The sequence below is a fragment of the Desulfobulbaceae bacterium genome (assembly GCA_013792005.1).
Taxonomy (GTDB): domain Bacteria; phylum Desulfobacterota; class Desulfobulbia; order Desulfobulbales; family VMSU01; genus VMSU01.
In genome coordinates, this window is the sequence record VMSU01000211.1 from 1 (window position 1) to 22,865 (window position 22,865).

General features: G+C 53.4%; 20 protein-coding genes. 16 read left to right on the plus strand and 4 right to left on the minus strand.

Annotated features, from left to right (window positions below):
* Nucleotides 1–91: 91 nt before the first annotated feature.
* From FP815_13485 to FP815_13495, 3 genes are read right to left on the minus strand one after another with little or no spacing between them, the layout of a single operon-like run.
* Nucleotides 92–1,846 carry an amino acid ABC transporter substrate-binding protein gene (locus FP815_13485; protein ID MBA3015936.1) on the minus strand — a complete coding sequence of 585 codons (1,755 nt, stop codon included), beginning with the start codon at nucleotides 1,844–1,846 and terminating at the stop codon, nucleotides 92–94.
* Nucleotides 1,846–2,904: a methyltransferase domain-containing protein gene (locus tag FP815_13490; protein ID MBA3015937.1), complete on the minus strand. Its 1,059-nt coding sequence runs from the start codon at nucleotides 2,902–2,904 to the stop codon at nucleotides 1,846–1,848. Before FP815_13490 ends, FP815_13485 begins: the two co-directional genes overlap by 1 nt.
* On the minus strand, nucleotides 2,858–4,552 hold the full coding sequence (locus FP815_13495) for an NAD+ synthase (GenBank protein ID MBA3015938.1): 1,695 nt from the start codon (nucleotides 4,550–4,552) through the stop codon (nucleotides 2,858–2,860). Before FP815_13495 ends, FP815_13490 begins: the two co-directional genes overlap by 47 nt.
* A gap of 198 nt (nucleotides 4,553–4,750) precedes the next feature.
* On the opposite strand from FP815_13495, the gene FP815_13500 reads away from it, so the two are divergent.
* The 5 genes from FP815_13500 (at nucleotide 4,751) to hemH (ending at nucleotide 9,955) form a co-directional block, all read left to right on the plus strand.
* Nucleotides 4,751–6,067 carry a PhoH family protein gene (locus FP815_13500; protein MBA3015939.1) on the plus strand — a complete coding sequence of 439 codons (1,317 nt, stop codon included), beginning with the start codon at nucleotides 4,751–4,753 and terminating at the stop codon, nucleotides 6,065–6,067.
* A 121-nt stretch (nucleotides 6,068–6,188) separates the two neighbouring features.
* The gene (locus FP815_13505) at nucleotides 6,189–7,256 is read left to right on the plus strand and encodes a radical SAM protein (GenBank protein ID MBA3015940.1); all 1,068 of its coding nucleotides are present in this window, start codon (nucleotides 6,189–6,191) and stop codon (nucleotides 7,254–7,256) included.
* 76 nt (nucleotides 7,257–7,332) lie between these two features.
* Complete coding sequence (gene hemE, locus FP815_13510; protein ID MBA3015941.1) at nucleotides 7,333–8,367, plus strand: uroporphyrinogen decarboxylase; 1,035 nt, start codon at nucleotides 7,333–7,335, stop codon at nucleotides 8,365–8,367.
* Entirely contained in the window at nucleotides 8,367–8,990 is a 624-nt protein-coding gene (locus tag FP815_13515) for an HD domain-containing protein (protein MBA3015942.1), read from the plus strand. Before hemE ends, FP815_13515 begins: the two co-directional genes overlap by 1 nt.
* Nucleotides 8,987–9,955 carry a ferrochelatase gene (gene hemH / locus FP815_13520; GenBank protein MBA3015943.1) on the plus strand — a complete coding sequence of 323 codons (969 nt, stop codon included), beginning with the start codon at nucleotides 8,987–8,989 and terminating at the stop codon, nucleotides 9,953–9,955. The genes FP815_13515 and hemH overlap by 4 nt, the downstream gene beginning before the upstream one ends.
* 50 nt (nucleotides 9,956–10,005) lie before the next feature.
* Here hemH and FP815_13525 read toward each other — a convergent pair whose 3' ends face one another.
* Complete coding sequence (locus FP815_13525; protein MBA3015944.1) at nucleotides 10,006–11,319, minus strand: amidohydrolase; 1,314 nt, start codon at nucleotides 11,317–11,319, stop codon at nucleotides 10,006–10,008.
* 475 nt (nucleotides 11,320–11,794) lie between these two features.
* Here FP815_13525 and FP815_13530 point away from each other — a divergent pair, with 475 nt between their 5' ends.
* From FP815_13530 to FP815_13580, 11 genes are all read left to right on the plus strand, one after another.
* Complete coding sequence (locus FP815_13530; protein ID MBA3015945.1) at nucleotides 11,795–12,478, plus strand: tetratricopeptide repeat protein; 684 nt, start codon at nucleotides 11,795–11,797, stop codon at nucleotides 12,476–12,478.
* Nucleotides 12,479–12,517: 39 nt separating this feature from the next.
* Nucleotides 12,518–14,200, plus strand: a complete 1,683-nt coding sequence (locus FP815_13535) for a type II secretion system protein GspE (protein MBA3015946.1) — start codon at nucleotides 12,518–12,520, stop codon at nucleotides 14,198–14,200.
* Nucleotides 14,187–15,401, plus strand: a complete 1,215-nt coding sequence (locus tag FP815_13540) for a type II secretion system F family protein (protein ID MBA3015947.1) — start codon at nucleotides 14,187–14,189, stop codon at nucleotides 15,399–15,401. The genes FP815_13535 and FP815_13540 overlap by 14 nt, the downstream gene beginning before the upstream one ends.
* An 18-nt stretch (nucleotides 15,402–15,419) precedes the next feature.
* Nucleotides 15,420–15,878, plus strand: a complete 459-nt coding sequence (locus FP815_13545; protein MBA3015948.1) for a prepilin-type N-terminal cleavage/methylation domain-containing protein — start codon at nucleotides 15,420–15,422, stop codon at nucleotides 15,876–15,878.
* On the plus strand, nucleotides 15,871–16,464 hold the full coding sequence (locus FP815_13550) for a prepilin-type N-terminal cleavage/methylation domain-containing protein (protein ID MBA3015949.1): 594 nt from the start codon (nucleotides 15,871–15,873) through the stop codon (nucleotides 16,462–16,464). The genes FP815_13545 and FP815_13550 overlap by 8 nt, the downstream gene beginning before the upstream one ends.
* 5 nt (nucleotides 16,465–16,469) lie before the next feature.
* On the plus strand, nucleotides 16,470–16,883 hold the full coding sequence (locus FP815_13555) for a prepilin-type N-terminal cleavage/methylation domain-containing protein (GenBank protein ID MBA3015950.1): 414 nt from the start codon (nucleotides 16,470–16,472) through the stop codon (nucleotides 16,881–16,883).
* A 5-nt stretch (nucleotides 16,884–16,888) separates the two neighbouring features.
* The gene (locus FP815_13560; GenBank protein ID MBA3015951.1) at nucleotides 16,889–17,917 is read left to right on the plus strand and encodes a general secretion pathway protein GspK; all 1,029 of its coding nucleotides are present in this window, start codon (nucleotides 16,889–16,891) and stop codon (nucleotides 17,915–17,917) included.
* Nucleotides 17,914–19,101 (plus strand): hypothetical protein, encoded by a 1,188-nt coding sequence (locus FP815_13565; protein MBA3015952.1) that lies wholly within the window; start codon nucleotides 17,914–17,916, stop codon nucleotides 19,099–19,101. The genes FP815_13560 and FP815_13565 overlap by 4 nt, the downstream gene beginning before the upstream one ends.
* Nucleotides 19,098–19,724 carry a hypothetical protein gene (locus FP815_13570; GenBank protein ID MBA3015953.1) on the plus strand — a complete coding sequence of 209 codons (627 nt, stop codon included), beginning with the start codon at nucleotides 19,098–19,100 and terminating at the stop codon, nucleotides 19,722–19,724. The genes FP815_13565 and FP815_13570 overlap by 4 nt, the downstream gene beginning before the upstream one ends.
* Complete coding sequence (locus FP815_13575) at nucleotides 19,721–20,743, plus strand: hypothetical protein (protein ID MBA3015954.1); 1,023 nt, start codon at nucleotides 19,721–19,723, stop codon at nucleotides 20,741–20,743. Before FP815_13570 ends, FP815_13575 begins: the two co-directional genes overlap by 4 nt.
* 475 nt (nucleotides 20,744–21,218) lie before the next feature.
* The coding region (locus FP815_13580) for a hypothetical protein (GenBank protein MBA3015955.1) at nucleotides 21,219–22,865 on the plus strand (1,647 nt) is incomplete at its 3' end.

A 22,865-nucleotide genomic window follows, 5' to 3' on the forward strand; every position in this document is an offset into this window, starting at 1 on the left:
GTTTTGGGTTTGGGGCTAACAGAGCGTAGATATGAGTTATACGTGCAGGGTTTTCCGGAAAAAATTCCAGCTTGTAGGAATTTGCAGTTTTTTATTGAGATATAAGAGTGTTAGCTGGTGGCTTCGGGCACGAGTTAACCTTGAAGGGGTGGTATGCCTTGTCTTCAATAGTCGGATGGCAGGTGAGGCAGGTGCCTACGGATAGGATTCTGCCCAGTTCGTTTTGATTGAAGGGGCGCAAGGTGGGCCGAAAACTCTTTTGCAGGGGTGTGCCGTCGATAGTGACATAGGCATCAAAGCGCGGCGTGGTCCCGGCGCTGGTTTCAAGGGGCTCGGTGGCGGGGGTGAATTGCCAGCGGCCTTCCTCCTGCCAGACGGTGCCCAGTCCTAGGCCCAACGCTTTGGGAGCGGCGTGGCAGGAGGCACAGGATCGTCCCTTTTTCTGGGTGGTGTGCGGGTCGATGGCGGCCATGGTGAAGGAGTAGAACGAGCGCTCTTCCTTTCCCTCCTTGTCCAGAAGGGTAACCACGTCCTGGCAGCCAGGGGTGATGGGCATCACCCGGTTGTTCCATACTCCTAAGGCTGGTTGTTCGTAGCGGATATATGATCGGCCCTCCTGCCACCAGCCGGGCGTCTCCTTGAGGGTAAGCTTGTCGAGGTGGGTCTCGGCCATGTCGCGCTTGACATGGCAGCCATAGCACTGAGGCACCCAAGTCGAGTGGCAGGACTGGCAGGACAATCTTTGGTGACCGGTGTAATCGCAGGCCATCGGCAGCGGGGCGTTCAAGGGATGCTCCTTGCCGTCGAGCTTGCTGGTGAGCACCGGGGTCTTGGTCTCCGGGTTGATATTGTTTAGTTGGTTCTTTTTTTCAGTAATACCCGGCTTTGATTTGGTGTGGCAGGTGGCGCAGGATATCTCCAGTTGATCTTCGAAGTGGGCGTAGCGGGTGCCGTCACCCATGATCTCGTTTCTAGTGTGGCAGTCGATGCAGGCTAGGCCTTTGGTGAAGTGGATGTCAGGCGGCAGGGCGAGATACTCGCGGCCGTCAGCGAGCCGGTGGGGGGATGGTTCGCCGTTTTTAATGGGCGCGCCTGAGTTTTCGGACTCATAGATCCCGGTGTAGGAGATGCCGATTCGACCGCTGCGGTTATGGCAGCGAACACAGTTTTCGATGGGCACCTTCTTGGTGAGCAGGGGATGACCCTTGTCTTTGCCTTCTTTGGGCAGGGCGGGGTCCATCTGGTGATGGCAGGCGGTGCATCCGCCCCCTTTTTCACCGAAGACACCGGGCAGGTCGCCTTTCTGTTTCCACAGGTGGCAGGTAGCGCAGAGTTTACGGAAATAGTCCAGCGCCAGCGATGTCTGGCCGGTTTTCATCAGCTCCTCGATTGAGTAATCGCCATTCTGGTCCGGCGCTTCGCCCCAATAGTAAAGTAGAGTGGCAATGATCCCCCGGTTGGTGGCCATCAGAGAGTTCTTGACTTTGTGGATGTCAATGGCGTGGCAACCGTTGACGCCGCAGGTCTGCTCCACTACCCTCAGATCGCCGGGGTTGGTGACGATCCCCTGATGCGCCGTCGCCTTGTCTGAGGCCATTGGATTGCCGAGATGGCAGGAGGAGCAGCCGAGGATCGTGACATCGTGGGCCGGGTCGAGTCGTTCTTTGGTATGGCAGGCCAGACACATCTCAACCTGGCCGTTTACGGTCTGGTAGAGTTGGTCCGGACGTTTGGTCAGATTCTCTTTGGCAATTAGTAATCCGACCACTAGCAGCACCAGCAGGATCACGATTCGGAACGGCGCTCTGTTCAGTCTCCGCTGACGTTGGACGGGGGTCTTTTTCATTATGACGGCCTCCGGGCGATGATCAGGGTTGAGTCGGAGGCCAGGTCGATGATTCGGGCCTCGGTCAGGCCGTTGTCGGCAAGCCAGGTCGCAAGATCGCAGGCCTTATGGCATTGGCCGTTTGGGGTATTGATCAGCATGTTCAAGTCGTAGAGCGGACCCTTGATGGCGCCGCGATCCGGGCAGTAGTCATGGATCAGCAGATGACCGGATGGTCTGAGAAGGGTTACGGCTTTGCTCAGGCAGAGCTTAGCGTTGGTTGCATTGTAGATGTGGAGGAAATTGGAGAGCACGATCAGACCGAAGCGGTCATGATCAGCAAAGGAGTGGCTGAGGAACTCTCCGGGCAGGGGGGCAATGTCCATCCAAGCGTCGGACGCGGGATACAGGGCCTGGGCTGCGGCCAGGACTTCTGGCAGCTCGAACAGGGTGGCTGCGACTGCTTGCTGGCGATGTGTCTGGGTCAACGCCCGGCTCAAGGCCCCGGCTCCGCCGCCAAGGTCAAGGATGGGACCATGCCAAGGGATGTGGTTAAGTTTGGCGACTATCTCTTGGGCCTTGAGCCTTGCCAGTTGATCCAACGCTTGCACATAGTGACGGTTTCTGGTCGGGTAGTCGTCATCGCGGCTGAGGGCGGGCGACAGAGGGACAGAGGAGATTGTTTGAGTCAGGGTGTGCCAGGTGGGTTGCAGGTAACGGCGGTAAAGGAGGAAATCACCCAGATACTCGGGTCTCTCAGGGATCAAATGCCGGGCGGCTTCCGGTAGGTTCCGCCAGCCATCGGTTTCTTCCAGGATCAGATTTAGCCGGGCCAGGGCAGTGAGCAGGCGAGTCAGTTCAGCCGGGTGGCAGTGGCAGAGCTGGCCCAGTTCTGCCACTGCCAGTGTCTCATCCCCTAAGTTGCCGAAGATGTTCAGCTTTATGGCAGCGAACAGGGTGTCTGAGCTCCAATAGGCACAGGCCAAGTCCTCAAGGGTCTGGCTGAGTGGCGGCTGTGTGAAAAGAGGTGAATCAGTCATCGTCACGGAAACGCTGGCTGGTGGGATAGCGGCGGCCATAGCCGAAGGCCTTGCTGGTGACTTTGAGCCCCATGGGGGCCTGTTTTCGCTTGTGCTCGTTGTTGGTGATCCGGCGGACGACATCGCGGACCACCGCCTCATCGAAACCTGAGGCGATGATTTCCCGTACGCTTTTGTTCTCTTCAAGATAGGCGGAGAGGATGGGGTCAAGGTCTTCATAAGGCGGAAGATCGTCCTGGTCTCGCTGGTTGGGAGCCAGTTCGGCGGATGGTGGTTTGCTGATGGTACGGGCAGGGATGATCTCGCGGTTGCGGTTGAGAAAATGGCAGACGTGATAGACCATGGTCTTTGGCACATCAGCGATGACCGCCAGGCCCCCGCTCATGTCGCCGTAGAGGGTGCAGTAGCCAACCGCCAGTTCGGATTTGTTGCCGGTGGACAGTAACAGGTGTCCGAATTTATTGGCCAGCGCCATCAGCAGGTTGCCGCGTATCCGGGCCTGAATATTTTGCTCGGTGGTGTCGGCCGGCCGATTGTCAAAGAGTGGGGCGAGGGCTGATAACTGAGCGCGCATGATGGTATCGATCGGGATGGTGGTGAAGCCGATCTTGAGATTGTCAGCGAGCAGGCGTGCGTCCTCGATACTCTCCTGCGAGGTGTAGGGCGAGGGCATGGCGACACCTAAGACATTGTCCGGTCCCAAGGCTTCGGCGGCGATGGCTGCGGTAAGCGCCGAGTCGATGCCGCCGCTTAATCCCAGCACCGCTGAGCGAAACCCGCATTTTTTAAGGTAGTCGCGGGTGCCCATGACCAGGGCCTGGAATACCTGGGAGGCAATATCTGGTGTGGGCAGGACGATTGTCGGCTGGGAGGGTGCGGCATTGGTATCGAAAACAATCATGTCTTCCTGGAAGGCGGCGGCCCGGGCCAGCAGGCGACCGTCAGCGTCGATGATCAGGCTTTGGCCGTCAAAAAGGAGAGAATCTTGTCCACCCACCTGATTGACATAGAGCAGCGGCAGACCGGTCCGACGGCACAAGGCGGAGAAGAAATCGAGTTTGGCCTCAGGCTTGCCGACCTGGAAGGGTGAGGCGGCAATGTTGATCAGGCAGTCGGGGCGGTGGGTTGGGTCTCTGAGCAGGTCGCTGATGGGATTTGCCTGATAGAGTTGCCTGGGTGGGTCTTCGTTGCAGGAGCGTGAAGTCAGCAGACTGCCGTGCAGGGATGGATCGTTGAAGATATCCTCGCAGATGGAAACGCCAAGGTTCATCTTATTCCACGGCAGGGGCTCGCTTAATTCGCCTGGTTTGAAATAGCGGGCCTCGTCAAAGACATCGTAGGTTGGCAGCAGGCGTTTATGGACGAGCCATGACTGGTCCCGGCTGATGAGCATGGCGCTGTTGTGCAGTGGTTTGCCGGTCAGGGCGGCGCTTCTGGTGATCAGCCCGCAGAGGATGTCGATGCCATGGATCTGGGCTTTAAGATCCTGGACAGTGAGCTGCTGGCGGGTGATGAAGCCAGGCCGTTCCAAGAGATCCTGGGGCGGGTAGCCGCTTAAGGCCATCTCCGGAAAGATCGCAAGCATGCAGCCGGCAGCCTTTGCCCGCTCGGTCCAGGTGAGGATTGATGCCAGGTTCCCCTGAAAATCGCCGATGGTCGGATTGGTTTGGATGAGCGCTATCTTCATGCTGACTCTATAGCACATTTTTTTGTCTTGACCAACGAGTCTGTCAGGGTATCTTGGAGAAAGGGGATTGTTGCTGGCCGGTGGCTGTATTCTCTTTGCCGATCAGTAGGTTCCGTGGTTTGCTGAGTACCTTCAGGCGTCATATATTCACTTATCAACAGGACTCCGTATTTTGCGGAGTCAATCAAGGAGTAATGAATGCAAAAATATTTTGTGCTGGACACCAATGTTCTCCTGCATAATTCGGAGGCGCTTTCCTCCTTTGCCGACAATTTTGTGGTGTTGCCGATGACGGTGATTGAAGAGCTTGACCGTTTTAAATCCCATGGCGATGAACTGGGCCGTAATGCCCGGCGGGTGGTTCGGGAATTGGATAGCTTGCGAATTAAGGGACAGCTCAGCAGGGGGGTGCCGATGGATAACGGCGGCACCTTGCTTATTGTTCTTGAGGGTAACGGGATTAAGCTTGGCTCAATGGACATGACAGTGCCTGATAATCGTATTCTGTCGGTAGCCTATACCCTTCATGAGCAGGGCAAGGTGGTAATTTTTGTTTCCAAGGATATCAATGCCCGGCTCAAGGCCGATGCCTTGGGGCTTGAGGTGATGGATTTTGAGAAGCAGAAAGTTAATTTCGATGAACTGTATTCCGGTCATCGCCAGGTCCTGGTGCCTGGTGATGTGATCAACGAAATGTATGCCAAAAAAGAGTTGCCGACAGAGGGTATGGATCTTTATGCCAATGAGTTTGTCCACCTGGTAGACGAGGGGGATGAAAAGCATTCGGCCCTGGCCCGGGTCAATAAGAAAGGGCTGATGGTGCTCCTGTCTCAGCCGGAGACGGTCTGGCGGGTGCATGCTCGCAGCAAGGAGCAGCGCATGGCCTTGGAGTTGTTGATGGATCCGGAAGTCGAGTTGGTGACGCTTGTTGGCCAGGCCGGCACCGGTAAGACCTTGTTGGCTATTGCCGCTGGGCTTGAGTCGGTCATTAATCTTGGGCGCTACGACCGGGTACTGGTGTCACGTCCGATTATTCCCATGGGCAAGGATATCGGATACTTGCCCGGCGGCAAGGATGAGAAGCTGTCCAACTGGATGCAGCCTATCTTCGATAACCTGACTTTTCTCTTGAATCTCGGGCAGCCCAAGGGCAAAGAGGAGGGTGGCGAGTCCATCAAGAAGAAGATCGATAAGATGATCCAGGATAATCTGCTGGAACTGGAGGCGATCACCTATATCCGTGGTCGTTCAATACCTAAGCAGTATGTCATTATCGATGAGGCTCAGAACCTGACCCCTCATGAGGTTAAGACTATTATCAGCCGTTCGGGGGAGGGGACCAAGATGGTACTGACCGGGGATCCCGCGCAGATCGATAATCCCTATCTGGATTCCTGCAGTAACGGTCTGACCTATGCGGTTGAGCGGATGAAGGGCAAGCCTATGTGTGGCCATGTGACCTTGCGTAAGAGCGAGCGCAGCGGTTTGGCTGCGGCTGCGGCGGAATTTTTGTGAGAATGTGGGAAGGTTTTTTGACTTATTGTTGGCCGGTGCGTATAATGCATCATAACTTTTTTGAATTCGGCATTGTGTCGATTTTACTTTACTAACTCAAAATACAGCCTGGAGAATCGCCTTGGAATTTGTACCCAAATGGATCGCCTGGGAAATCACCCGCCGTTGTAATCTGAAATGTGTTCATTGCCGGTCCTCCTCGCAACTTGAGGCGGTTGGCCACCCTGATTTCTCCTTTGATGAGGCCACGCGCGTACTGGATGATATTGCCTCATACGCGTCTCCTGTTGTGGTGCTGTCCGGGGGCGAGCCGCTGCTTAGGCCCGATGTCTTTGATATCGCCCGATACGGGACGGACAAGGGACTCCGAATGTGTATGGCCACCAATGGCACTTTGGTGACCGAGGAGACCTGCCATAAGATCAAGGACTCCGGTATCAAAATGGTGTCGCTCAGCCTGGATGGAGCCTCTGCCGAGGTTCATGATGATTTTCGCAGTATGCCCGGCGCCTTTGCGGCAACAACCAATGCCGCTCGGCTCTTTAAGCAGCATGGCATCAAGTTCCTGGTCAACTCTTCATTCACCAAGCGGAATCAAAAGGAGATCACCAAGCTCTATCCGTTTGTTAAAGGGCTCGGGGCCACGGCCTGGTATATGTTCATGATCGTGCCCACCGGCCGGGGCGAGGACATCATGGATGAATTGGTGTCGATGGAGGACTACGAAGGATTTTTGGAATGGCATTACGAGATGGAGAAGAACGAAGATGAACTCCTGGTGCGGCCGACCTGTGCCCCGAGTTATTACCGGGTGGTCCTTCAGAAGGCTAAGGAGCAGGGCGATGATTTCAAGCGCCGCAGTCTGCAATTTTCCACCGGCGGTTCCAAGGGGTGCCTGGCTGGACAGCTTATTGTCCTCATCGATGTGGATGGCAACGTCCTGCCCTGTAGTTACTTCCCGATGGCAGCCGGCAATATCCGTGAAAAGTCCTTCAAAGACATTTGGGAGAACTCGGAGCTGTTTAAGGATCTGCGTAACTTCAAGGCCTACAAGGGCCGTTGTGGGGCCTGCGAGTACGTGGAGGTCTGCGGCGGCTGTCGAGCCAGGGCCTACGCCATGACTGGCGATTATATGGACGAGGAGCCTTTCTGCAGTCACACGCCGTTTAAGCTGCGGGCTAAGAAGTGATTAACCGGCGTGACGTCTTGATGACTGTTACGCTTCCACGAGTTGCATAGCACTGAAACCAGAACAAGGATCTGACATGAACACAACTTTTTTGAAGGCCTGCAAGGGCGAACCGGTTGATTACACCCCGATTTGGATCATGCGGCAGGCTGGCCGGTATCTGCCGGAATATCACACTGTACGGCGTAAGGGATCTTTTCTCGATCTGTGCAAGACCCCTGAGAATGCCGCTGAGGTTACTCTCCAACCCATAGATATCTTGGGCGTTGATGCTGCCATTCTCTTTTCCGATATCCTGGTACCGCTTGAAAAGATGGGCGCCCCCTTGGAGTTTAGGGAAAATCAGGGACCGGTCTTCCCTTCTCCTATTCGGGATCGCGCTGCGGTTGATAAGCTTGGGATCCCCGATCCGGAAGATGACTTGGGCTATGTCATGGATACTATCCGGATCCTGCGCAAGGAGTTGGTGGACAGGGTCCCGTTGATCGGGTTCTCCGGGGCTCCGTTTACCTTGGCAACCTATTTAATCGAAGGTGGTTCCTCCAAGAACTTTTTTCACACCAAAATGATGATGTATAAGGCCCCTGATCTCTACCGGGATCTGCTCAATAAGATTACCGACTGCACCATTGAGTATTTAAAGGGGCAGGTTGTGGCTGGCGTTCAGGCCTTGCAGATTTTTGACTCTTGGGTCGGGGTGCTGGCGCCGTGTGATTTCGCTGAGTTTGCCTTGCCCTATGTCCAGCGGATCATCAAGGCATTGAAGGAGGTTACTCAGGTGCCGATCATCTATTTTGCCAATAACGGAGGGATGCTGCTTGATCAAACTTTGACCAGTGGCGCTGATGTTCTGGGCTTTGACTGGCGGGCCAGGCTTAACAATGTCGTGCGTCAAGTCGAAGGAAAGGTCTCGATTCAGGGCAATTTGGAGCCTTTGGCCCTGTTTCTGCCTCCGGACAAACTGGAGCAACGGATCAAGATGGTTCTTGACGAGGCCAAGGGCGCTCGAGGGCATATCTTTAATCTGGGTCATGGCATTGTGCCGGAAACTGACCCTGAAAAGGCGAAGCTTGCCGTGCACCTGGTGCACACCTTAAGTCGCAGGAACTGATGATTCCCCGCCCTGCGCATTGTCTCTGGTTGATGGATGAGTACCGGATGCTGCCGAATATACGCGCCCATTCGCTGGTGGTGGCCAGGATTGCCGAGTTTCTGGCCTTGGCCATGCGCAGCCAGGGGGTTACTATCGACATCGAACTTACCGTGGCTGCTGCTCTGATGCACGATATCGCCAAGAGCTTATGTCTGGAGAGCGAGTGCAATCATGCTCTTCTGGGACGGGATATTTGCCTTGAGCATGAGATGAATGAGGTGGCGCCGTTGGTGGCCCAGCATGTGGTGCTTTCCGTTGATAGCTTTCCTCTGACCCCGATTTCGGCCAAGGAGATTGTCTATTACGCAGATAAGAGGGTTAATCATGATCAGATTGTGCCGCTGGAAGAGCGTCTGATTTATATCCTCGACCGCTATGGTAACGGAGATCCCGCCCTCCATGTTCTGATTCGGGACAATTTCGAGCGTTGTCTGGCTATTGAGCAGGAGATTTTCCAGGGATTGGCGTTTGGGCCGCAGGAATTGTCCGAGTGGCTTGGTGACTTTTGTCCGTCGTGGCAGGAAGTCGTGCCCTTGGATTGGAGTCGGCCTGTCGGCTCTCGGGCCGAAATCTGCCAATGACCGCCTCTGGCAAGACAGTTGGGGTTATCCTCCTTAACTTGGGTGGACCTGAGAGGGTGGCGGATGTTCGACCCTTTCTTTACAATCTTTTTTCAGATCGTCTCATTATCCGTCTAGGACCTGCATTGCTGCAGAAGCCTATCGCCTGGTTAATCGCTAAACGCCGAGCTCCGAAGAGTCAGGGCTATTACCGGCAGATCGGTGGCGGCTCCCCGTTAAACTCCATTACCGCTAATCAGTGTCGGGCTTTGGAGGCCGACCTCTCAGGGCATGGCCTGTTTCAGGTGGGGATGGTCATGCGTTATTGGCACCCCTTTGCCGGAGAGGTGATACCAAAAATGTTGGCCCAGGGGATAACGAGATTTGTGGCTCTGACCTTGTATCCACACTATTCTATTGCTACGACCGGGTCGTCGTTGAAGGATCTCAAGGAGTATCTGGCAACGCAATCGACATCGGTTGAATTGGTAGAGATTGATTCTTGGCCGGATGATCCTGCCTATGTTGACTGTTTGGCCGCAAGGGTTAGTGAGGCCTTGGGTCCTGACGAAGTGGCTGAGGTGGTGTACAGCGCCCATAGTCTGCCTGTGAAGTTTATCGAAGAGGGTGATCCGTACGTGGATCACCTTAAGCGGACCATCGCCGCGATTGAGGCCAGGACCGGAAAGCAGGGCCATCTTTGCTTCCAGAGTCGTAGCGGGCCGGTCGAATGGCTGTCGCCATCTACCCCGGAGACCATCGAACGCTTGGCAGGTCTTGGCTGCCGTCGTATTGTCATGGTGCCGATCAGTTTTGTTTCCGATCATGTGGAAACCTTGTGTGAGATTGATATCCAATACCGTGCTCTGGCGGCAGGTCTTGGTGTTGATCTCATTCGTACCCCCTCTCTCAATACCGACCCCGTGTTCATTAAGGGACTTAAGGGGTTGGTGCTCTCCTCGTGCACGGCTAAGGGTTGGATTTGAGGGTAATTACGAATTATGAGAGTATTTTTTACAATTCGTAATTCTCGCTGTCAAATTTGTAATTGCTTCGCCATTTCCCTGACCTTGGCCATGGTCTCTGCGATGTCAAATGTCAGGATCCGTCGCTCTGCCATCACCACTTCCCCGTCGATAATCACAGTGCGGACATCACTGCCTTTGGCCGCATAGACCAGGAGGTCGGGGTTGTGGAATGGGGTAAGATGGGGGGTGTTCAGGTCGAGGATCAGGCAGTCGGCTGCAAAACCGGGAGCGAGTTTGCCAATGCTGCCACTAAGGCCTAGCGCCTTAGCCCCGCTGCTGGTGGCAAGCCCCAAGACCTGTCGGGCAGGGAGGACTGTGGGGTTCTGGCTGTTGATTTTATGCAGCTTGGCCAGAGTGTCCATCTCTGAGAAGAGGTCAAGGTCATTGTTGCTGGCGCAGCCATCAGTGCCCAAGCCTGTGGGGATCTGAGCCTCAAGCATGGCGGGCACAGGGGCGATGCCGCTGGCAAGTTTCATGTTGCTTTCGGGGCAGGTGATAATGCCGCACCCCCTTTCTCGGATCAGGGAGATATCGTCGTTTGTCAGGTGGACGCAGTGGACAGCCACGGTCTCCTGATCCAGCAGCCCAAGGCGGTCAAGGTAGCGAGTCGGACTTGTCCCGTGTTGGGCATGAATCAGCCGGACTTCTTCGGCGGTTTCTGCCAGATGAATGAAGAGCTTGCAGCCATGGCGGCGGGTGAGGTTTTTGGCCTGTTCAAGGGTTTTTGTCCCGCAGGTGTATGGCGAGTGGCAGAAGATCGCTGGTTGGATGCGGTTAAGTCCTTGGAAGTTTTCAAGAAAGGATGACGCAACGGTAATATTGTCTCTGGGGTCCGGGACACCTGGCGCTGGGAAGTCGATGATCCCTTGAGCCGCTACGGCCCGGATTCCGGTATCGCGAAAGGCCTGGACTGCAGCTTCTTCATGAAAATAGCTGTCAGCAACGGTGGTGGTGCCGGAGAGGATCATCTCTGCGGCGGCCAGTTTGCTGCACCAGTAGACCATCTCAGGTGAAACAAAGCGGGCCTCAGCTGGGAAGATATGCTGGTGTAGCCATTCCATCAGCGGCAGGTCATCGGCTAAGCCCCGGAAGAGGGTCATGGCGGCATGACAATGGCCGTTGATGAGTCCTGGCATCACTATCCCCCCCCTGGCATCAATCACCATCTTGGCACAGGGTGGTTTATCAAGGTCTGCCATTGTGCCAAGGTTCAGAATTGTTCCCTTAACGATTGAAAGATAGCCGTGGGCGATGGGTCGAAGTATGCCAGGCTCGGCAAGGATAATGCCATTAATAATGAGGAGGTCACAGGCTTGAGGCATGGCGGTCTCGGAGATAGTTTGAAAAGGAATAGTTGCCCTGAATTGTAGCCAAAGCCGAGCGAGAATGAAACTTTTTATGTAACTTAGAAGGTTATCGGTTTACGGTTGTCAGTTAACGGTTAGTGATTTCTACAAATGGCTGATCACTCACAGATATCATCAACATGGAATGATTAATAATATCTGTGAATCTGTTAACCGTAAACCGGTAACTGATAATTGGTAACTTTTTCACCGTTGACCTGGGAAGTTCCTCTTTTATTCTGAATAGTGACGACCACGCATATTAATTGTGATCTTGGTCTTGGTTATAATCAACTTCTTTGCCAGGGGATCTCCCAAAAACCGGTTTCTGTACAAGGCTTGGCTTGACAAAGCATCACTGTCATGGTGATTATGAATGGTAACCTGTGATTTTTGATCAAAAATTGTGATGGTGCGAGAAAGAGTCTTCTTGCGGGATTAGAATGAGTTGATGAATAGAATGGCTTCGACCCACCAATACGCTTTGGATAATGCCGGTCATCAAGGCAAATGTGCTTTCTTGGCAGGAGACTATGATAGAGCGCTCATTTTTTTCATTGATGATCTGCGTCAGCACCCCGAGAGTGTTGATACCCTTTTTCATATTGCCTATTGCTATAGCATTCTGGGACAGTGGCAAGAGGCGATTGACACCTATCATGAACTTGTCAGGCTTCAGCCGGACGATCCCCATGCCCATGACCTGTTGGGAACTGCCTACCAAAAAATGGGACGCTTGGAGGATGCGGCGGCAAGTCTCTCCCGGGCCGAGGCTCTGAGACCGGGAGACGCCCTGACCATATGCAATCTTGGTCGTGTGCTGCGCGAGATGGGCCGTTTGGATGAAGCGGCGGGAGTCCTTGGGCGGGCGGTTGCCCTGCGTCCGGAATTTGCCTTTGCCCATTTTGAACTGGGAGTGACTCTGGTTGCGCAAGATCGTTGGATTGATGCCCTGGAATCCTTCACCGAGGCGCTGAGAATTGAACCGGAGTTTGCCCGCGCCCTGTTCAATGTCGGGATCGTCGAGGCTGTACTCGGTCGATGGCGTGAGGCCAGGGCTGCGTATGAACGGCTCGTGTCTTTGGATATTCATTTGGCGGCTAAGCTGCTGGACGCGATAGAAGGGCAGCGGTGATGGTTTTGAGATATGCGGGATGTCGCCAGGTGAGACAACATGCTTAATACGGTATTTTTTAAGAAAAAAAATAAGATCGGTGAACTGCTGATCAGCAAGGGCAAGATCACCAAGGGCGAGATGGAGCGGGCCCTGGCCCACATGGAAACCGTGGACCAGGGACTTGGTGAAATTCTGATCTCGCTGGGATTTATCAGCGAATTGGACCTGGTAGAGACCCTAGCGGAACAGGTGGAGATTGAGGTCTATAAGCCAGACCCTATTGATGAGGTTCAGCCTCTTGAAATTTCGAAGCTCTTTCATCGTGAACACCCTTTTGCCGTGCTCAAGCGGGCGGATAAGTTATTCCTGGTGGTTAACAATCCCTTGGATGGGGATGTGCTATCCACGGTTGAGTTGCTTTTTGTCGAGCCTTTCGAGGTCCAGATCACGACCGAGTCGGTGTTGCGCACCATCGTTCACGAGCATTATGGGTTGAGTATAGATGAGGGCGCTGATGACGACCCCATCGGCCGGGAAGAATCTGATATCGATAAACTCAAGGATATGGCCTCTGAGGCCCCGGTCATCAAGTACGTCAATAATCTGATCGACACCGCTGTCAAGCGGCGGGCCAGTGATATCCACATGGAACCCTTTGATGAGGGGTTTTATATCCGTCTGCGTATTGATGGCATCCTTCACGAGTACGAAATTACCCCGAAGGCGATGCAAGCGGCTATCGTCTCTCGGACCAAGCTTCTGGCCGCTCTAGACATTGCAGAGCGCCGCCTGCCCCAGGATGGCAAGATCTCGATCCGTATTTCAGGCAAGGAGCTTGATCTTCGGGTTTCCACCATGCCCACAGTTTATGGCGAGGGCGTCGTCATTCGTATCCTGGAGAAGGGCAATATCATTCTCGACATGCACCAGCTTGGCATGCCGCAGAAGATGGAGAAGAGCTTCAAGAGGATGATCACCATCCCTGACGGGATTGTCCTCGTTACCGGCCCAACCGGAAGTGGCAAGACGACTACCCTCTACTGCGCTTTGAATTACATCAATTCAGGCACCAATAAGATTATCACCCTTGAAGACCCTGTGGAGTATCAGCTGCGGGGCATCAATCAGATTCAGGTTCGGCCAGAGATAAAACTGACTTTTGCCAAAGGCTTACGCTCAATCGTTCGTCAAGATCCGGACGTCATCATGGTCGGCGAAATTCGAGATCTGGAGACTGCCGAGATCGCTGTGCAGTCGTCACTGACCGGGCATCTGGTCTTCAGCACCCTCCATACTAATGATGCTATTTCGGCTGTCGCCCGGATGATCGATATGGGGGTGGAGCGTTTTCTGATCTCCTCTTCACTCCGTGCGATTCTCGCCCAGCGCCTGGTGCGTTGCATCTGCAAGGAGTGCAAACAGCCAAAGGGCATGATCTCCGAGTTTTTGCCCTCGCGATCAAAGGACGATGATTTCACCATGTATAAGGGGCGGGGTTGCGATGCCTGTTCCGGCACCGGGTTTACCGGCCGGATTGGGGTCTATGAGCTGTTGGTGATTACTGACGCCATAGGTAAAGGCATCTCCCAGGGGCTTGATCTTCTTGACCTGAAACGAATCGCCGACAGCGAAGGCTTCTTCACCATGTATCACGACGGTCTGGAGAAGGTTAAGGCCGGGGTTACCACGTACTCAGAGGTTATGCGGGTGACTAGGAGCTTGATGCATGAACTTGTATAGCTATTCGGCGCTTGACTCCGCAAACAGTGTCAAGCGCGGCACGGTCGAGGAGATTGATAAGGCGTCGGCGGCTCGGCGGCTGATGAGTCAGGGGTTAAGACCGCTTGAGATTAAACCGTACCGGGCCAGCAAGAAGGTTAATCTGTCGTTTAGCGCCTTCCGTAAAAACAAGTTGACAAAGACTGACATTGACTTCTTCACCACTCAGATTGCCCTGCTGCTGAACGCCGGGTTGTCGCTCGATGCCTCGCTTCGGACAATGAAACAGAACAGTCAGAAACCGGCATTTCAGCACTTTACCGGGGAGATTGAGCGCAAGTTGAAAGAGGGAAAGTCGTTTTCTGAGGCCTTGGCGGACTACCCCATGTTTTCGCCGATGTATATCAGCATCGTACGGGCGGGCGAAGAGGGTGGTATCTTGCCGGCCATGCTGCTCAGGATTTCTGAATATCAGAAGACCTTCCAGGAGTTAGGTCAGTTCATTGTCTCGGCAGCCATCTATCCTGCGATTCTTTTGGTTGTGGGGATTATTGCGGTGGGGATTCTGGTTACCACTATTCTGCCGCGTTTTGAGGTCTTGTTTAAAGGTATGGGGCAGCGTCTGCCGCTCAATGTCAGGATTCTGATGGACGTTGCGGGTTTTATTTCTAATCACCTGCTGCTCACCACAGTCGCTATCTTAGTGCCTGTATTTGCCATTATCTCCTATTGCAGAACCGAACAGGGGCGCCTTTTTCTCGATGCCAAGGCGATTACCTTGCCCCTTATCTCAGGATTTGTCCGGGAGCTTGAGACTACCCGTATTTTCCGGACTCTGGAGGTGCTGGTCAAGAATGGGGTCCATCTGGCAACCGCCTTGAAGATCTGTAGCGGGGTTGCTGCCAATATCGAATATCAGCGGCTGTTGCAGAATGCTACTCGCGCTCTGAAGGAAGGTCAGCGAATCGCCCCCAAACTCCAGGGAAAAGGGCTGTTTCCCGATTTGGCCGTGGATTTGCTTGCCATCGGTGAGGAGTCGGGCAGCGTCGGAGAGGTCTGCGGACAGGTGGCTGATCACTACGACAAGGAACTACGCCAGCGAGTGAAACGGATTATCGCTCTGGTCGAGCCGATATTTATTTTGGTGATTGCCTTGGGGGCGGGCTACGTCGTGGTCTCTATGTTGACCGTCATCATGAGTATTAACGATATTGCAGGATAATTTTTTTTTGGCGGGTCGATGAATCGAGATGGAGACAATCGAGGGGCTTGTGGTGGTTTCTCCCTTATCGAACTCCTGGTGGTCCTGATCCTGATCGGGGTGATGGCCGGGGTTGTGGGACCGGCAGTGGGAAGGTTTCTTGACAGCATGGAGTTTAAACGGCAAACCGGAAAGATCATGGCGGCGGTTCGCTATGCCCGGCTTCAGGCCATCACCGAGGGGACGTTGGTGATGATGACCGCGTCCGAGGAAGGTGGTCCGGTGAACCTTGTCTTGAGCGGGGGGGTGAATGAGGTCCGGGAGTTGGAACTTGCCGAGGATGCCGCTTTGGAGCTTGAACCCTTGCAGATTGGCTTTTCACCGGAGGGCTATGCTACCCCTGGCTTGATCACTCTGACTGTTGGTGAGAGGACGGAGAGTATCTTCATTGATCCTTTGACCGGGATTCCGCTGTTGGAGGATCCTGACGATGAATAAGGCCTCGTTCTGGCGGGAACACGGGGGGGAGAGGGGATTTTCCCTGTTTGAAATCCTGATAGCCACAGTGCTTCTGGCGATGGTGGCGACTATGCTCTATTCGGTGCTTAATGTCGGGATTAAATTTACAGACCAGGGGGGGCGAAAGATTTTGGCCATGGAGCGTAAATACGCTTTTTTATCCCTAGTGCAGCGGCAGACAGCCAGCGCCGTGTATGATGTTAAGCAGAGGAAAATTCTGATGTGGGCGGACGAGGATTCGTTCAAGGTGGTGACCAGGAGTCCTTATGTCTATCCGGAGGCCGGGGTGGTCTTAGCTGTTTACCGGTATAACGAGGGTGATCGCGCCATCTACTATCTGGAAAAGCGGGATTATTACAATATCGATTATGGTGAGGAGTATCTTCCTGATTTTACCGAAATGTCAGTCCTGGCCTGGGATGAAGACCCTTTTTCTGTCCAATATGACCCTGCCGAAAGCCCTGAGGTTGTGTTCTTTTTTCGTGACGAGGAGTATGCGCTGGTGCCAAAATGCATTGACGAGCAAGCCCTTCAGCAATGGCAGTTTCTGCGGTCTGAACGGTAACTGACATTGGGGATGCAAGGTGTTTTGGATATCCGTCATTCTATTATCCTATCGACCAGAGTTGTTGCGCTGTCGATGAGGAGTTTTCATTGTTGAGACAACATAACCTCTTGCGTCTGGGACAGAAGGGGTTTTCCCTGCTCGAAATCTTAGTTGCGGTCACTATTATGGGCCTTGCCTATGTGGCTATTTTGCAAAATTTTTCGATGTCAGCGCGAAATATTTTAAAAATGGAGGAGGGGCGGACCGAGCTTTTTGCGACCTCTTTGGCTTTTGAGCAGACTGTGCTCGTTTTGGGCAGTGCCAGTGACCAGAGTGGTGGTAGCGGTGAAGCCGTGGCTGAGGGCGGGAGGTATCAATTGGTGGAAGTCTTGGATGAAACTGGTGAGTTTATGACTCTGCAGTTACAGCGGAAGTAACCGGGATGGAAGCGCCTTGGTTCTCGAAGAAGCGGCATGGCCGGAGAGGGGCATCAGATCGAGGATTTGCTCTGGTTGTTGTCATCATCGTGGTCTTGTTGGCGAGTTTTCTGGCATCGCAGCTAATCTTGCAGGTCAGGACCGAACTCTCGATTTCGCATAACATCAAGCGTCGGGTTGCCGGACATTTTCTGGCCCAAGCCGGATTGAATCTTGGCCTGTTTCGGATACTTGACCGGCCTATGGATATTCCGGCCATTGGGGCCGAGGAGGATTGGCAAGATTTTATCCATGGCTACGAATATCAGGTTTTTCTGCCTCTGGGCAAAGTTACGTATTATGTGACCAGTGAGGGGGGCAAGATCGACCTCAATAGATCGCCCCAGGCCCTGCTCGAGCTTTTTTTGCAGTATCAGCTTGGTGAAGGCCAAGAGGAGGCGATTGCCATCGTCGTCGACTCCCTGCTTGATTGGCGGGATAACGATGACCTTTACCGAGAAAATGGCGCAGAGAGTGAGTATTACGGTTCTTTGGATGATCCTTACATCCCCCGTAATGGCAAGATCGAAGATCCTGCCGATTTTTTTCTGATCAGGGGCGCTGGTTCAATGGTTGGCAAGTTTTCCGCCCACGAAGTCTTTACGGTTAACAGCATGGATGGCAGGATAAATTTCAACAGCCTTACCCCGGCAATGCTTGATTTTCTCACCGGAGGTGATAAAGAAAGTGTGGATGCCTATTACAGCGCTCAAGAAGAGTTCCGAGGGCAACTGACTCCGGCGATGGCGTCCGAGATCCTTGGCGACAACTTTACTAAGTTTCAGCCATATCTTACCTTCGGCACCCCTAATAACCCGTATTATTATGTCGTGGGGACCGGGTATGCCGGAGTCGAACAGGACCAGATGCAATCCGAGGAGGCAGTGGAGGCGGGTACTGCGCTCCCCAAGCAGCCTGGCACGATCGACAGTATGGTTATAAAGAAGGAAGGCGGCGCCTTTATGTGCCTGGCCTGGCAGGAACGCTATATATGAAAGAGCCCCTTGAGATAGTTATCCATAAAAATGGCTTGGCCTTCTGCCATCCCACCGATTGCAGGGTTGTGGAGTTCGTGGCCCGTGAGGATCGTGGCGTGGTTGCCAGGATTGCCGAGTTCATTGTCAAGGTTAACGGTCACGCGTCGACCTTGCACCTTTTCATCTCTGAGGATTTACTCTTCTTCAAGGCCTTTGATCTGCCCTTGGATACCGCTGATATCGATGAGGCTATTGGGTATCAGTTGGAGATGGTCACTCCTTTTGCCGATGAGACCATCTGGCACAGCCATGTGGTCCAGAAGGGTGACGATGCCTACCATATTACCCTGTATGCCGCTAAGAGTGGCTATATCGATGCCTATGTTCAGGAAATCCTGGAGGGAGGGTATCAAATCTCAGGGCTCTATCCTGAGAGTCAGCGCTATGTCAACAAGCTTAATCGTAAAAGCAAGTGGGGCCTGCTCTTGCCGGGGCGCTATATCAAGGCCTTTATTTTTGTTGGGCCTGTCATGCAGGATCGCCTGTATTGTAATGTTGCTCCCTCGTTTGGAGAGGTGGTTGAGGTCTGTCAAACCGACATGGTCTTTAAACTCGACCAAGACAATCTCCAGCAACAGTCGGTCGAGGCCCTGCCGCCGCCACCTTATTTTGATTATCTTGACGCCTGTCAGCTCCTCACCCAGCGTCCCCACCTCAAGACCTACAATATGCTGCCGGCATCCTATCAGCGTCCGGATTACCTCAAGATTATTATTGGCGTGCTGCTGGTGGTCAATGTCTTGACTGTTTTGGTCTGGGGCGGAGTTAAGGCCTATAAGCTGAAGAGCTTCAATTACCAGGTGAATCGGGAGATTGAGGCAATTATGCCACAGGTAACCGAGATGAAGGTCTTGCGGCAGCAAGAGGAAGAGGCCTTGAAGGCAATTGCTCAAGTAGAGATGATTGGGACAAACATAGATGTGATCGCCTTTATGACCAAGCTGACTACCGTGATGCCCGCCACATCGTATGTGGACCAGTTACGGTTGGATCAGGTCAATAATCTTGCCTCCATCCAGGGGTACACCGAGGAGGTCAGTGGGTTGACCGCCAAGCTTCAGGAGATCGGCACCACCCAGCTCAAGTCCACCAGTAGACGGCAGAACAAGACGTATTTTAATGTGGAGATCACTCTGCCGTGAACAACTTGCAACTCACCCTTACCAAATTGCTGGCTCTTGCCCGCTCCCGCAATGGCCTGCTGGTCATTGTTGGCGTGCTGCTCCTAATGAATGGAGTGCGCCTGATTAATGGTAAATATATCGAAGTGTTGCATGGGGTTGAGAGCAAGCAGGCCTTGTTGGGCCAGTACCGGATGTCGACTAAGGATATAGAGGCGGTGCGGACGCGCGTTCAGCAACTTTCCACCCGAAAGCAGCAGTTTGAATTGCAACTTTTCCAGGGAGCGTCCGCCAGGGATGTTACCTCGGCCATGCAGATTAAACTTCAGGAGGTGCTTGCTAGAGTGGGGCTTACCCCTGAGTCATTGAGCCCGATTACCAAAGGAGGGAAGGGGAGTGACCTGCCCTATGGTGAAGTGACTCTTAAGGTTAGGCTGGGAGGAACGCTGGATAGTTTCGTCAGGTTTTTATCAGAATTGTATAGAATGGACCGGCTGTTTAAGGTCGATAATTTTACAGTAAAACCGTTTAAAAAAGAGGAACTGAAAATATTTCTCGAGTTGAAGGGCTATTACCGGCTTGATGAACCGTCACCTCCAGCAGAGGAAAAAAGCGTGTCAGGAAAGGGAGACCGGAAAGCATGATTCGATCTGCCTTAGTTGTTATTCTACTGTTTTTGGCCATGTTCATGATGCGTGGGGTCGCCAGTGATTGGCGGAAAGGCGCTCTGGAATCTACCGATTTATTGGCCAAGAAGGCGGTCTTGGGCAGTGAGACTGTGGCGCCGGGTGTTCCTGCCAAGCCGATGCAACCGACGGCCCCTGCGACTCTGCCTGATTTGAAAGTCGGCTATGTCTTTAACCAGGAGAGGATGCTGGGGGGGGACGAGCCTCTGCCGGACGAAAAAAAAGAGGAAGACGAGGGGGAGTATAACGAAAATGCGCAAGGGATTACTGCCACTATTGAAGAGATAACCTTTGTCGGCTCGATTATTGCTGATGCCTTCAGCCGGGCCCTTATCTTGTATCCGAGCCAAAGCCTTGGCGGCCCTGCAACACCGGCTTCCAGGTCATCCAGGAGTAAAAGTCCACCTCCAGGGGCAGGGGCCGAAGAGCATGCTCAGCTTGAGGTGGGGGATAAGATCAGCGGCTATGAGGTGGCGGAGATTCTGCCAGATAAGCTTATTTTTGCCAAGGGTGATGAGACAGTTGAAAAGTTGTTGTTTGATCCGGAAAAGACCCGGCAGGCCCCGCCGACCAGACCCGGTTCCGGACAGCTTGGGGGCGGACCGCCACGGCCACCGTCTCCAGGTGGAGTTCTGTCGACAACGATCGGAGGCGGAGGGGATCCAATGAATCCTGCTGGAGTTGGTGGGGGAAGCGTCCCCTCCCCTCCTCCTGCAGCAGCGCCACGGGCAGTGCCTGCGATGCCACCAGGGGCTCATTCTCCAACGGAAGCTGCGCCCTCGTCGTCTCCAGGAAGCCAACCGTCTGCCCCGGTCCGGAGGATGGTGATCTCTCGGCAGTCTTCACCAGCCCCTGACACCAGCAAGGTTATGCGGCAGTCAAGGGGTAGCGATGAAGCTGTGCCCCAGCCACCAGGGGTGGATATGGGGCCAGGTGGGGCAGTGGTCGAGTTGCCGCCCACACCGGGGATGAATTGATGTTGTGTAAACGTTCACCGGGCACCCCATCTGCTTTGTTAGCGGCCTGCTCATGTGCAACTAGCACACTTCGCAGACCGCTTTATTGACCGACGAAGCGGGTCAATATAAATCGCTCATCTGGGGCACCCGGTAAACGTTTACAGTCCGGTGAAATCCGCACGTTCAACGCTTCTGGTGAACGATTACGATGTTGATATGTAACTCATTAGGTTATCGGTTTGCGGTTGGCAGTTGACGGCTAGTGAGTTCTGCCAATGGTTGATCGTGATCGGTTTAACCGTAAACCGGTAACTGATCACCGTCAACCTGTTGAGTTATGTTGTTGTTAGAGTTTTTTGAGATGGTGTATTGATTACTGTTGGTAATTTATGGAAGGGGTGAGGGCGATACGTCGTGTCGCTTTTTGAAGACCAAACAGCATCAATCTTTCTTTAGCAGGTACTTTTTTCCACTTAATCTTTTGGGTGTGCCGATGACCTTTCTTCGTAATTTTTTCTATTTGTTGACCATGATGGTCATTCTTTTGTTGCCTGGATGTATGGCCAAGGAAGCACCCAAGCAACGAACGTGGGTCGATCTGGCTGAAATCAGTGGCAATGTTGTGCAGACTAAGAGAGATTTGGCCAGCAAACAGTTGAGTGAAGATCAGAAGCAGGAGCTGTCCGGCAAGGACACCAGCCCCAAGACCAGGGATGTTTCCCAGGGCCCGGATGTCGGCAATGAGTATCTGAAGGGGGTGCAGACTGAAACGAAATATCCCTCTGTTAAGGGCATTGAGGGTGAAGGGGTGATGCTCAATTTTGATAACGCCGATATCTATGAGGTCATTCAGGTTATCGCCGAGACTTTGGAATTAAGTTACATCATTGATCCCCAGGTCAAGGGTGTGGTCAATATCCGCTCCGGTCAGAAGATCCCCAAAGGGGAGCTTTTCGTGATCTTTAAAAAGATGTTGAATATCAACGGATTGGATATCCGCAACGAGGGGGATCACTATTATATCTTCGTGGCAGCCAAACCATCGTCATTGAGAATTTACGACAAGGACCAAGTCGGACAGCTAACACCCTCATCCCGGTTGATCACCCAGATTGTGCCGGTGATGCATATTGGCTCTGGTGAGGCCCAGAAGTTGCTTGAACCCTACCTGTCACAACAGGCGGTTATCTATAATCTTGCCGATTTGAATACCCTGGTGATCTCCGACTTCGAGGGTCAGGTGATTGATGCCATGGCCATCCTCTCCAAACTCGATGTCTCCTCGTTGTCATCGATGCGGGTCAAGGTGATTCGGGTTGAGCAAGCCCCCTTGTTTGATCTCCGCGACGAGTTGAAGGAGGTCCTCCTGGCGCTCAAGGTGAACAAGAAAGATTATGATGGGGTGCAACTGGTGCCTCTTGAGCGGGTCAACTCCCTGATGCTGATCGGCTATAATGAAGAACTGGTGCAGACTGCGGTCTCGTGGGTGGAGGAGTTGGACCGCGCGCCGACCGGAGGACGAGACAGTATCTATATTTATAGTGTTCGTAATTCGGTGGCCTCGGAGTTGGTGGATCTGGTGGGCTCCCTGATTACAGAAAAGGGTTCGTCGTCACCCAAGAGCAAGGCGGTAAGCAATCGGAAAAAGAGCAGCACCTCAACTACTCCAGGTTCTATCCGTCCGCCAGGGACCACTGCCGACAGTCAGGGCCAGAATCCGGGGGCAGCCTCCCCATCTACGGCAGTTAAGACTCCAACAGGTGAGACCTTGGCCTCCATGCAGTTCTCAGGAGAACCGAGTATGATTGCCGATGATGCTCGGAATATCGTCTTGATTCGCGCCCTGTACACCGACTATCAGCGGGTTGTCAAACTGCTCGAACGCCTTGATAATATGCCGACCCAAGTTTTGATCGAAGTGCTGGTCGCCCAGGTTACCCTGAGTGATGACTTGAAATATGGGGTAGAGTGGGCATTGAGAAATGGGCAATTAAAAACAGGAACCGCCGAGGCAACGTTTAAGGTTGCCGATGGATTGGCGGGGGCATTGAAGTTTGATTCGTCGATAGATATATTCAAGTTGATGCATCTATTATCTACCAATAATGATTTTACTGTTATCTCCTCTCCTCAAGTCTTA